The 12284-nt window shown below is 58.1% G+C and carries 10 protein-coding genes; 8 read left to right on the top strand and 2 right to left on the bottom strand.

Going from position 1 to position 12284, the window contains the following annotated elements; genetic code table 11:
- The first annotated feature begins 78 nt into the window (after positions 1-78).
- The 8 genes from ORG26_RS07925 (at position 79) to ORG26_RS07890 (ending at position 7236) form a co-directional block, all read left to right on the top strand.
- Complete coding sequence (locus ORG26_RS07925; RefSeq protein WP_266368260.1) at positions 79-690, top strand: RNA polymerase sigma factor; 612 nt, start codon at positions 79-81, stop codon at positions 688-690.
- 144 nt (positions 691-834) lie between these two features.
- Positions 835-1674: a DUF2911 domain-containing protein gene (locus ORG26_RS07920; protein WP_266368259.1), complete on the top strand. Its 840-nt coding sequence runs from the start codon at positions 835-837 to the stop codon at positions 1672-1674.
- Positions 1675-1836: 162 nt separating this feature from the next.
- Complete coding sequence (locus ORG26_RS07915; protein ID WP_266368257.1) at positions 1837-2706, top strand: DUF937 domain-containing protein; 870 nt, start codon at positions 1837-1839, stop codon at positions 2704-2706.
- 127 nt (positions 2707-2833) lie between these two features.
- Positions 2834-3718 (top strand): trypsin-like peptidase domain-containing protein, encoded by an 885-nt coding sequence (locus tag ORG26_RS07910; protein WP_266368255.1) that lies wholly within the window; start codon positions 2834-2836, stop codon positions 3716-3718.
- A gap of 147 nt (positions 3719-3865) precedes the next feature.
- On the top strand, positions 3866-4948 hold the full coding sequence (locus ORG26_RS07905; RefSeq protein WP_266368254.1) for a M20 family metallo-hydrolase: 1083 nt from the start codon (positions 3866-3868) through the stop codon (positions 4946-4948).
- Between the two features lie 104 nt (positions 4949-5052).
- Positions 5053-6027 carry a type I phosphomannose isomerase catalytic subunit gene (locus ORG26_RS07900; RefSeq protein WP_266368252.1) on the top strand — a complete coding sequence of 325 codons (975 nt, stop codon included), beginning with the start codon at positions 5053-5055 and terminating at the stop codon, positions 6025-6027.
- A 95-nt stretch (positions 6028-6122) separates the two neighbouring features.
- Positions 6123-6560 carry a DMT family transporter gene (locus ORG26_RS07895; RefSeq protein WP_266368251.1) on the top strand — a complete coding sequence of 146 codons (438 nt, stop codon included), beginning with the start codon at positions 6123-6125 and terminating at the stop codon, positions 6558-6560.
- Positions 6561-6633: 73 nt separating this feature from the next.
- Entirely contained in the window at positions 6634-7236 is a 603-nt protein-coding gene (locus tag ORG26_RS07890) for a PD-(D/E)XK nuclease family protein (protein WP_266368249.1), read from the top strand.
- A 57-nt stretch (positions 7237-7293) separates the two neighbouring features.
- On the opposite strand, the gene ORG26_RS07885 is transcribed toward ORG26_RS07890, so the two are convergent.
- Both ORG26_RS07885 and ORG26_RS07880 read right to left on the bottom strand, forming a co-directional pair.
- A complete protein-coding gene (locus ORG26_RS07885) occupies positions 7294-8607 on the bottom strand; it encodes a RagB/SusD family nutrient uptake outer membrane protein (RefSeq protein ID WP_266368247.1) in 1314 nt (437 codons plus the stop codon).
- 14 nt (positions 8608-8621) lie between these two features.
- Positions 8622-11792: a SusC/RagA family TonB-linked outer membrane protein gene (locus tag ORG26_RS07880; protein WP_266368245.1), complete on the bottom strand. Its 3171-nt coding sequence runs from the start codon at positions 11790-11792 to the stop codon at positions 8622-8624.
- Between the last annotated feature and the right edge of the window lie 492 nt (positions 11793-12284).

Here is a 12284-nt window from a genome sequence, read left to right as displayed (position 1 = left end):
GTATTGGACAAAAAGGCGTTACTTCAATAAAATCTGCTGGATGTCAGCCCGATTGTTTCACTTTTAGCAGCCTCGCCTGTGTTCTTCCGCAAACGCTCTTCTTTCTCGGAACAGGACCTGGACAGCGTCCTGACGGCTTGCCTGGCGGGGGAAGCGCAGGCCCAGCGTACCCTCTTCCGGCAGTTCTACAGCTACGCCAAGAGCGTCTGCCTGCGCTATGCCGCTTCCGCCGAAGAGGCCGAAGAAGTTCTCAACGACAGCTTCCTGAAAGTCTTCCAGCGGCTGCACCAGTACGACCGCGCATACGCCTTCAAGGGCTGGCTGCGGGCCATCGTTATCAACACGGCCATCAGTTATCACCGAAAATACCACAAGCTGGACACGGTGGCGGGTCTGGAGGCGGGCATGGACGCGACCTTCGACGAGAGTGTGGTCGATCGCATTGCCGCCGAGGAGATTCTGGCGATGGTCCAGCAGTTGCCGCCTTCCCACCGCACGGTGTTTTCGCTGCATGTGGTCGATGGCTACAGCCTCCGCGAAATTGCCGATATGCTGGAGAGCAACGAGGCGACCATCCGTTCCCAGTTCATGCGGGCGCGGCGGCGGTTGCAGGAAATGATCCGGGCGGCGCACCCGGATTTCCGGCCCCGTGAGGCGCTGGAATCTGCGCCGGTTTTTACCCTCAACTAGCGGTCCGACAGCCTCTCCTCGTTCCCGCTCCGGGGCTTTTCGCTGTGCCGCGTTCCGGCGGCCTGCCAACCGCTTGTCCCAACCTTTTCCGCGGAAACCGCCCCGATTCCGTACCTTGCCGGAAATTTTAACATCATCCTCTTTATGAAGAAAACAGTGCTAACCTTCGCCCTGGCGCTTTGCCTCGGCTCCCTGTCCTATGCCCAGATTCAAACCCCGCAGGCCAGCCCGGCAGCCTCGGTGGGGCAGTCGGTAGGGCTGGCGAAAGTATCGGTGACCTACAGCCGCCCCGCGCTGAAAGGCCGGAAGATGTTCGGCGACCAGATTCCCTACGGCAAAGTATGGCGCACGGGGGCTAACATGGCGACGAAGCTGACCCTGTCGGAAGAGGTGCTCATCAGCGGCCAGAAGGTCCCGGCGGGCAGCTACGCCATTTTTACCATTCCCAACGCCAGCGAGTGGACCGTCATCCTGAGCAAGAACGCCAATACCTTCGGGTCTTTTGAGTACAAGCCCTCGGACGACCTGCTGCGTTTTACGGTAAAGCCCGTCAAACTGAAAACGCCGTCGGAGTACTTTACGGTCGAGTTCACGGACTTCACGCCGACCAGAACGAACCTGGTCATGCGCTGGGAAAATGTAGAGGTGAGCTTCCCGATCGAGCATAATCCGGACGAAAAAATCATGGCGCAGATTAAAGAGGAACTCGCCAAACCGGACGTCAAGCCGGGTACCTACTTCGCGGCCGCCGATTATTACTACGAAACGAACCGCGACCTGAAACAGGCCATGGCGTGGGCCAACAAGGTGGTCGATAACGACAAAAAATACTGGACTTACTACCTCCGGGGCAAAATCGCCGCCAAGATGGGCGACTGCCAGACCGCCAAAGCCGACGCCACCACCGGCCTCGAACTGGCCAAACAAGCCGGCGACGACGCGTACATCAAGAATCATCAGAAGCTGCTGGCGCAGTGTAAATGAATTGTTGAATGACTGAATGACTGAATGGTTGGATGGCTACTCAGCGGAGCAACCATCTAGCCATCCAACCATTCAGTCATTCAGTCATTCAGTCATTCCCTAAGATAGCCAAACAAACCCCCGCTCCTCCGGTTGAGTAAACAAGATGATTACTCGACGTTTATGGCTATCAATCTGATAAACTACCTGCACGAACAGTTTACGCCGCGGGTGGTAGACCAATTAAGCAGTCAGCTCAACGAAAATCCGGACGACCTGAAACAGGCGGTAGAGGCAGTCGTGCCCGCCGTGGTGGGTGGTCTGGCCCGCCGCGCCCACGAATCGGGCGGGGCCTCGGATGTTCTGAGTGTACTGGAAGACGAAAAATTGCGCGATATTCCTTACGAAATCAGTCAGGTGGCCGACAATCCGCAGGCGGTCAACAGCGCCATTGCTTCGGGCAGCGGACTGCTCGACGAGGTGCTGGACCGGGATGCGGGCACCGTAGCCAGCAGCATTTCCGCCTACAGCGGCCTGGCCCAGCAATCGACCCTGACCCTGATGGGGCTGGCCGGTTCGGTCCTGATGGGAATGCTCGGACGCCTGCATGCCGACAAGGCGCTGTCGGCCGACAACCTGCGTACGCTGCTGGCCGGACAGGCCAATTCGATCCGGACGGCCCTGCCGCCGCAACTGGCTTCGCTGGGCGACCGCCTGGATTTCGACCAGCTGGGCGATCCAACCGGCGGCGAGATGGAGGCCCAGGGAACGAATAATTTCAGCAGTACGCCCGTCAATCCCAACATTCCGAAAACGCCCGAAGTCGATCAGCAGCGCGAGAACAACTGGCAGCGGTACGTGCTGGCGGCCGTGGCCGCCCTCATCGTGCTGATGCTGATTCAGAAATGCCGCGAACCGCAGTCGGGCACCGGGGGCTATACCGACACCACGGCCGTAGACCCGCAGCGCTCCGGCGATTACGAAACCCCCGCCTCGGGCACCAACGTCCCGGAGAAGATGAAGCAGGAAGCGGACTCGATGAAGAATGACTGAATGAGTGAGTGACTGAATGACTGATGAGCCGTTCGGGCATTGCACGAATCATTCAAAAATCAGTCATTCAGCCATTCAGTCATTCAATCATTGCCTATCTTGCGCCTTCGTTCTTACCCACGTAGCTATGTTTGTTGAAGCGATTGAGCGCGTAGATCCGTTTGTCCGGCCCATTCTGTCCATTATGCGGACGTACGGTGGGAGCGAGATCATTCCGGCCTGTTCGACCATGTTTTTCGTCAACGAGCAGGGGTGCGCGGTCACCTGTCGGCACGTCGCCGAAAGTCTCCAGAATGCGGATGCCATCTATCAGAATTTTCTGGGTTTTCAGGGAGAGCGCAAACTGCACCAGCGCGACCGGAATTACCTTCAGAAGCTGGCGCAGCTGGAACAGAAGTACGGCCTGAAGCCCGAAACCGTGATCCGGATTCGCCACCAGTTTATGCAAGCCGTCGAGCAGCCCGCGCAGGTGGTCTTTCACTTTCATCCGACGCAGGACCTGGCCGTTATCCGCTTCCTCGGGTACCGGAAGACGCTGTACAGTTCGTACGCTGTTTTTCTGCGGGATAGCTCTAAAATCAAACAGGGAAAGTATCTTTGCCGTCTGGGTTACCCGTTTCCGGAGTTTCGGAATTACCGGTACAATACGGATCTGGACGACATCGAATGGACGAATGACGGCCGGGCCGATACGCCCCGGTTTCCCATCGACGGCATCGTGACGCGGCTGCGGGCCGAAAACGGGCAGATTGTGGCGGTCGAGATGAGTACGCCCGGTCTGCTGGGCCAAAGTGGTGGCCCGCTTTTTGATACCAATGGAATAATTTACGGGATGCAGTCCATTACCCGGCATCTGCACCTCGGGTTTGATGTAGTCGACCGGGAAGTGGTGGTCAACGGCCGCCGCACCAAAGTATCCAACCATCCCTTCCTCAACGTGGGCGATTGCGTCCACGTCGATGTCATCAAACAATTTTTGCGGGAGTTGGGAATTAAGTATTATGAAGAATAGAGCAGGGGAGAGTAAGTAGTGGTCAATGGATAGTAGACAGTGGTTAGTGGCTCTGCCGGTCGTAAAATGACGGCGAGTCACTAACCACTATTCACGAACCACTTACCACGACGGATTACGCTCCGCTGACGTACACTGTAACTTGACATGGTTTCACAATTAACGGCTTATTCCTTGGAGACACTTTCCGAATCAGCCATTTACCTGCTCAAACGGCTGATTGCGACGCCCTCGTTCAGTCGGGAAGAGGATAAAACGGCCCTGCTGATCGAAGACTTTTTCAGAGAGCGCAACATTCCGTTTCGTCGGACGAAAAACAACATCTGGACGCATAACCGCTATTTCGACCCGGCCAAGCCGACGCTGCTGCTGAACTCGCACCACGACACGGTGAAGCCGAATCCGAAGTGGACGCTGAATCCGTTTCACCCGCTCGAACGCGACGGCAAACTCTTCGGGCTGGGCAGCAACGACGCGGGCGGCTGCCTGGTGTCGCTGATGGCGACCTTCTGCCATTTTTACGACAAGCCGGGCATGGCCTACAACATCGTCATGGCCGCCACCGCCGAAGAGGAAATTTCGGGCCGCGACGGGCTGGAACTGATCCTGCCCGAGCTGCCGCCGATCAGTTTCGCCATCGTCGGGGAGCCGACCCAGATGCATCTGGCGATTGCCGAAAAAGGGCTGCTCGTGCTGGATTGCACCGCGCACGGAAAAGCCGGGCACGCCGCCCGGAACGAGGGCGAAAACGCCATTTACAAAGCCATCCGGGACATTGAGTGGCTGACCAGCTACCAGTTCCCGAAGGTGTCGCCGACGCTCGGGCCGATCAAGATGTCCGTCACGGTGATCAATGCGGGTTCGCAGCACAATGTGGTGCCGGATGCCTGCACGTTCACGGTGGATGTCCGCGCTACGGAGCAGTATTCGCTGGAGGAAATTGTGGAGATCATCCGCGCCCATGTTCAGTCGGAGGTGACGCCCCGCTCGATCCGGCTGAAGCCGTCGAGCATTCCGGAGGACCACCCGATTGTGCAGGCCGGGCTGTCTCTGGGTCGCCAGACGTACGGCTCGCCCACCACCTCCGACCAGGCCCTGCTGAACTGCCCCTCGCTCAAGTGCGGTCCCGGTCATTCGGAGCGGTCGCATACGGCCGACGAATACATTTACCTGCAGGAAATCGAGCAGGGAATCGAGTTATATATCCGGATGCTGGAACAGGTTCTGTAAGGCAGAATTGGGCTTTAGCCCGGGAAAATACAGGGCTAAGCCGGTGTAGTGTGCCGTCGTCGATAATACAATCAAACAGTCACGGGCTGAAGTCCGTGGATACTATGCTATATCCTCTCACGTTCAACACCATCTTCAAGGATAAGATCTGGGGTGGTCAGAAAATGAAAAACATCCTGGGCAAGGATTTTTCGCCCCTGCCCAACTGCGGTGAAACCTGGGAAATCTCCGGCGTCGAAGGCAACGTCTCCATCGTGAAGGAAGGGGCGCTGGCGGGGCGTTCGCTGGAAGACCTGCTGCGCGAATACAAAGGCGATCTGGTCGGCCAGCACGTCTACGAGCAGTTCGGCGACCAGTTTCCGCTGCTGATCAAATTTCTGGATGCGGCCGACGACCTCTCGATTCAGGTTCACCCGAACGACGAACTGGCTCAGGAACGGCATAACGGCTTTGGAAAAACCGAAATGTGGTACATCCTCCAGGCCGACGAAGGCGCGAAGCTCAACTCCGGCTTCAATCGCCCCGTCACCAAAGACGAATACCTGAAGGCTGTCGAAAACAACACGCTCGGCGAGATTCTGAATATGGAGGCGGTGCAGCCCGGCGACGTGTTTTTCCTGCCTGCCGGACGGGTTCATTACATCGGGAAAGGCTGTCTGCTGGCCGAAATCCAGCAAACGTCCGACCTCACGTACCGGATTTACGACTTCGACCGGACGGACGACAAGGGCCAGAAGCGCGAACTGCATACCGAACTGGCCGTCGATGCCATCGACTACACGTTCCACGACGAGTACAAAACGCCGTACGAGCGGAAACTGAACCAGAGCGTCAACGCCGTGGCCTGTCCGTATTTTACGACCAACGTCCTGCACTTCGATCAGGAGGTGATGCACGATTTCGCCCATATCGATTCCTTCGTGATTCTGATCTGCGTGGACGGCGGCGTCACGATTCAGGCCGACAGCTACCAGACCACGCTCAAAATGGGTGAAACCGCTCTCATCCCCGCCGCCCTCAAGCAGGTTTCGCTGATTCCGGACGGAGAAATGACGCTGCTGGAGACGTATGTACCCTAAATCAATTATGAGTTAAGAATTAAGAGTTATGAGTTGGTTGACTGTGGGGACCGCTCAAAACTTTTAATTCTTAACTCATAACTCTTAACTCCAATATGCTCTACTACTTCCTCGCCTTTCTCACCGGCATTGCCAACAGTACGCAGTCGGGGGTGAACTCGCAGTTGCGGCAGGGGCTGGCCAATCCCATTCTGGCGGCCGTGTGCTCGTTTGGCATTGGTTTCCTGACCCTGATCGGGATTCAGCTGGTCATCGGCCAACCGGCTCCGCCGCTGGAAGTGATCCGGCAGATCAGCTGGTACAAGTGGATCGGCGGTCTGCTCGGCGCCTTTTACGTGACCACGGTTATCCTGACCGTGCCGCGCATCGGGGCGGCGAGTCTGCTTAGCCTGAGCATTGCCGGACAGTTGCTGGCGGCGGTTCTCTACGACCACTACGGGCTGCTGGGCTTTGCCGTTCACCCGGCCAATGGCTGGCGGATTCTGGGCGTTATCCTGATGATCGTCGGAGTAGTGATGGTGGTGAAGAATTGATGAGGAATGAATAATGAACGAGGAATAACCACTCGCCCATATTCATTGTTCATTATGCATTATTCATTCATCCATGATCCGCTACCGCTTTTACCCGACCCTGCTGAACACCTTTTCCCGCTACCTTGGCGGCGCAAATATCTCCGTGCAGCAACTCATCGACACCATCAACCGCGTGCCCGTCCCGACGACCGAAGCGCAGGAGCGGGGAACGACCTTTGAAGAAGCGGTGGTGAAAGGCGAAGGAGAGGAGCGCTTCCAGAACGATATTCTCGAAAAATTCCGCAAATACCTGCCCCGCCCGATTGTCGAAACGCAGGTTTACTGCCAGTACCAGATCGACGACGTGCTGTTTTACGGCTATGTCGATCTGATCGGCAAATTCAAGGCTGTAGACATCAAGACGACGGCTTCGTACCGCCCCGGCCGCTACGTGCACAACCACCAGAACCTGTACCTCCACGCCCTCAAAAAACGCGGCATCCGGCTGATGGAGTACCTGATTACCGATTTTCGGGAGGTCTACGTCGAAAGCTACCCGCTCACCCATCCCATTGATAAACAGCTGGAAGAAATCCGGCTGTTCAAGCAGTTTCTGGAAGAACACCGGGAACGGATCACGGACAAAAAGATTTTCATCGGGGCGAATGACGATCCGGACGCACGGCGGAAATAAGCAAAAGGGCCCAGCCGAATATCGGTGGGCCCTTTTGCTTATCCGGTTAGCGACGCCTTAGCTCGGATCGGTAGGCGGGGTAGACGTGTTGTTGTCACGCTCCGTAAACGGATACGGCAGAAAATTCCGCGTCCGCTCGGCATTGGCCTGGGGCGTCGTATCCGGGCCGGGCCGTCCGAATCGGCGGCTGTCTTCCAGCCGGAAACCCTGATAGGCCAGTTCGATCTGCCGCTGCCGGAAGATTTCCTGCAAAACCGCCTGCTGGGTCACCGGGCCGCTATAGGCCGCCAGACCAGCCCCCACGCCCCAGGCATCCTGAGCGGGCGTTTTGGTCAGCACGCGGTTCAGTTCGGTCACGGCGTTGGCCAGGTCGTTTTTGCGGGCGTAGGCTTCCGCGCGGATCAGCAGCATTTCGCCGGGCAGATAAACCGGAACGGCGGCGTTGTTGGCCGTGTAAAAGCCCGTGCCCAGGTTCTGCTGGGCCGTGGCGTTGCTGCGCAGGTAGAACGCCAGACGCCGGTCGGCGGGGTCCGGTATCAGAGCACCCGCCAGACCCAGACTGGCGTTGGTCGGGGCAAAGACGTTCACGTTGCTGAACGCCGTCTCGAATACCGGGTTCCGGGTATTGTCGTCAAAGGCGAACGACGAACGCACGGCCAGATTGACCCGTCCGGCGGCGGCAATCGCCTTGTCGTTATCACCCGCAAAGAGGGCATACCGGGCAATCAGGGCCTGAATCGTGTTCGGAATGTCGATACCGGCCGGCACCCGCGCCGTGAAGGCGGCGGAAGGCGGGGTGGCCGCTACCAGCGTCGCGGCCGCTTCCAGTTGCTGAATGGCCGCCGCCAGCAATTGCGCCCGCGGAACAAAGGCCGCGTTGGTGCCCGATGTGATCGGGGCCTGCTCGAAAAACTGGGCCAGCGTACCCAGCGAGAGTGCCCGGAAGATAGCCGCGTAGGCCACCACGCCGCTTTTCAGACCCGGATCGGTAATCACCCGGTCGGCGTTGGCCAGCACGATGTCGGCCGTGGCGCGGGTAAGCTGGGCGCTGGTCCAGAGGTTACGCACCACGACATTGCTGCCCTGCACACTGGCAAAGCCCTGTTCCAGAAAGAGCTCGTCGGTATTACCGGCGTTCAGAACGCGCAGTTCCCGCGTTGCCAGGCCACTGGCGGCCACGGCATTGTAAATAACACCCGTCCGCCCGAAGGTGTAGCGGTATTGCAGCCCGTTCACCAGTGTCACCAGCCCGTCGGGCGAGTTAACGACCTGCTGTTCGCTGGCGGCACTCGGGTTCAGATATTCCTGGTTGCAGGCGTTCTGCGTCAGCAACAGGGAAGTCAGTAAAATCGGAACAATGTATTTTTTCATGATCAAATCCTGTTTTAGAAGCTTGCCGTCAACTGCACCTGGTACGTACGCGGGATGGGGACGTTACCGAAATCGACGCCCCGCACGAGGTCAGCGTTGCCGCCGGAGTTGGTTTCCGGATCGAAGCCGTTGTAATTATCCCATGAGATCAGGTTGCGGCCAATCAGGGAAATGTTCAGGTTGTTGAGGCCTTTCACAAAACGCGGCAGCTGGTAGCTCAGTCCCACTTCGCGCAGCTTCACAAACGAGCCGTCGTCTACCCGGAACTCACCGATCGGGCCAATGGCGAAGATATAGCCCCGGGGCAGGTCGCCCCGCATTTCGGCTTCCGCCAGTCGGCCGATACCCACGTTTTCGCGCGTCCGCTTGTCGGCGTTGAACACCTGATTGCCCTGCACGGCGTCGAGCAGGAAGCGGAACGACAGCTTTTTGTAACTCAGGTTAGAGGCAAACGAGCCGGTCCATTTCGGATTCGGGTCGCCGATGATGCTCCGGACGAAAGCCCCGGCCGGCTGCCCATTTGCCCGGTTTTCGGGACGAATTTCGTAGGAGTTGCCCACCTGCGTACCCCGCTCGCGCTGCGGCAGGCCCTGCGGCGTCAGCAGCAGCGAGCCGTCCGGGTTGCGGGCATACGGGAATTCGTAGAACACAGAAGCCGGTTCGCCTTCCAGCAGGAACACCGGAGCACCCGATACGGTCGAGATTTCGATCCGCGGGCTGCCCAGCTTCAGGATTTTGTTGCGGTTGCGGTTGAAGATCAGCGTCACGTTCCAGGAAAAATCCTTCGTTTTGACCGGCGTTGCGTCGAGCATCAGTTCGACTCCCCGGTTTTCCATGCTGCCTACGTTGGTGATAATGCCCGTACCGCCGCTCGACGGAGCCGTTGTCCGGTTGACGACGAGGTCTGTAATCTGCTGGTTGTAGGCCGTGGCGCTCAGGCTGAGGCGGTTGTTGAGGAACGACAGGTCCACGCCGCCTTCCAGTTCGGCCATCCGCTCGGGCCGCACGGCGGGGTTCGCCAGCGTCGACGACGGAATGATTGTGTTGCGGCCCAGGAACGCAATCGGCTGGAACTGCCAGAAGCGGCTGTACGAACCAATCCCCGACAGGTTACCCGATTCGCCGTAGCTGGCGCGCAGTTTTACGTCGTTCCAGAACCGGTTGATGCCCGACTGCTTCCAGAAATCCAGGTCCGACAGGACGAACGAACCGCTGAATTTGGGATACAGCTGGTTGGTTTCGGAAGGCGAGAACTTCGACGAGGCGTCGCGGCGCAGGGCCGCCGTCACAAACGCGTAATTGCGGAACGAGAACGTGGCCTGACCAAAATAACCGCTCAGGTTGAAGCGGTCGAGGCCGTAACCCAGCGCGTAGGTGGTGTTGGCCGCTCCGCTGACCGTTTCGATGAACGGCGCGAGGTTCTGCCCTTCGTTCCGGTTGAAATCCTGCTGGCTGAACTGGTAGTTGAAACCCGCGATCAGGTTCATCTTCAGGTCGTTGGTCAGGTTGCGCTCGTAGCCCGCCGTGATGTCGGAGTTCAGCAGGAAAACCTGGTTGGTGGCCGTCGCCGCGTAGCCGAACGGATACCGTTCCAGCGGCAGACCGGCCGTTGCCTGATAGGGATAAGGCCGGATGTAGTTCTTGCCCAGCTGGCTGTAGGTATCCACGCCCAGAATCCAGTCGAAGCTGAAGCCTTTGAACGGCGTCAGATTCAGTTGCAGATCGCTGATGGTCCGGTTGACCGACTGCGTAAACTTCATGTCTTCGATGGTCGACAGCGGGTTTACCCGGGTGGGCTCTACGGCCTGCAGGTTACCGGCGGCATCGCGTTGCGTGATGTTCCAGATGTTGTTGGTGATGTTGACCGAGTTGATCGGGCTGTAGAACACGTTGCCGTTGGCCTTTTCGTTCGAGAAGCTATTCGAGTAGCTCAGACCTGCCGACACTTTGGCCCAGTTATTCAGCCGCTGGTCCAGCCGCGCCCGGAAGTTGTAGCGCGTGAAATCCGTGTCTTTGATGATGCCCTGATTTTTGAGGTAGCCAAAGGAAACGAAATACGTCGTGTTGTTGGTGCCGCCCGAAACCGCCAGGGAATTGTCCGTACCAAGGCCCGTCCGGAAGATTTCGTCAAAGTAGTTGTACCGGGTTACGTCCACTAGGTTGGTGGCTAACTGCGAGGTGACGCCATCCCGGACAATGCCCGTCGTGGTGGTGCCGGGGTTGGCGGCAATCTGCGCGGCCGATATGGCACCGATGGGGTGCAGCCGCAGACCGGCAAAGCCAAACTGCTTGTTGAGCGTTCCCAGCGGTACGGATTTGCGCAGTTCGTTGACGTTGAAGCTGGTCGTAAACGAAATTCGGGGGGCGCCCGTTTGTCCGCGTTTGGTCGTGATGAGCACCACGCCGTTGGCCGCCCGCGACCCGTACTGCGCCGCTGCCGCCGCGCCGTTGACGACGTTGATGGTGGCGATGTCGTTCGGGTTGAGGTCAGCGAGGCGGTTCTGGCCCGCATTGGCTCCGCCGATCTGGTTGCCTACGGCCAGCTGCGAAACGTTGTCGCTGGCGTTGCTGACAATCACTCCGTCGATGACATACAGCGGGTCCGACGAACCCGAAAGCGATTTGACGCCCCGCAACCGGACGCTGATGCCGCCCGCCGGGTCGCCGGAGTTCTGGGTGATCTGCGCACCCGGCACCTTGCCCTGCAGGGCATTGATCAACCCGCCGGTGCCCGCCTGAGTCAGTTCCTGGCCTTTGATGGTATTGATGGCGTTACCGAACTGACGGCGCGGTCCTGACAATGTGGCCGCGGCTACGACCACTTCATCGAGGGTCTGGTTTTCTTCCGAAAGTGTGGCGTCAACGGAAAGGGTCTCCTGGTTGCCAAGCGTTATGGCTTTCTCCTGCCCGGCATAGCCGATGGAAGAAAAGGCCAGTGTGTAGGAGCCCGGGGCCGTGGTAGCGGTGAGGGTATAGCCGCCGTCGGCATTCGTTGCCGTGCCCAGCTGGGTGCCGCGCAGCAGGACCGTTACACCCGGAAGTCCCTGCCCGGAGGGGTCGGTGACGCGGCCGCGAACGCTGTAGCGCTGGCCTTGCGCCCAGGCTTGTCCGGCCAGGAGCAGGAACAGACTGAGGGCGAGTAACCACCCCGCTGGTCGTACGTTCTGATAGAGATGTTTGCACATAGGTTAAAAAATTAACAATGGGTAAGTAAAATTACTTCTAAGACAAAGAACGATAACAGACGCTGCATCTCATAAGCCTATTTTTAAAAAATTGAAAAACGCCTGCTTTGTAAATAATTCCATGCCAATAGGTTACTTATTTCATGTAATGGCTAATTTAGCACTCACTTAAAGTACTAAGTATAAAGCGCTAAAAGCCCAGGACCGGGAAAGCCTGCCCGCCGAAAGTCATCGGCAGAGGTCGGGTTGAACGGGTAACCGGGTTTTTGATGCAGGGAGCCGGGGCAGCAGACAGGAGAGGAAGAAACGACCGAATACCGCCGCCCGATCGACGTACACAGGGTTGCGTTAACCGGTTCTGGCGCTCTGACCGACGAGCAGTTTGAAGGTTAAGGCCTTGTCTGGTGCCGCCCGGACAATTCCCGGAAAAACGACAGTACGGGGCCACTAAAGCGTCAAAAAAGGGGCTCAAACGCAAAACGGAAAAGAAGT

The sequence above is a fragment of the Tellurirhabdus rosea genome (assembly GCF_026278345.1).
Classification (GTDB): domain Bacteria; phylum Bacteroidota; class Bacteroidia; order Cytophagales; family Spirosomataceae; genus Tellurirhabdus; species Tellurirhabdus rosea.
Note: the sequence above shows the minus strand (reverse complement) of the source record. Positions and strands in the feature narration are given on the sequence as shown.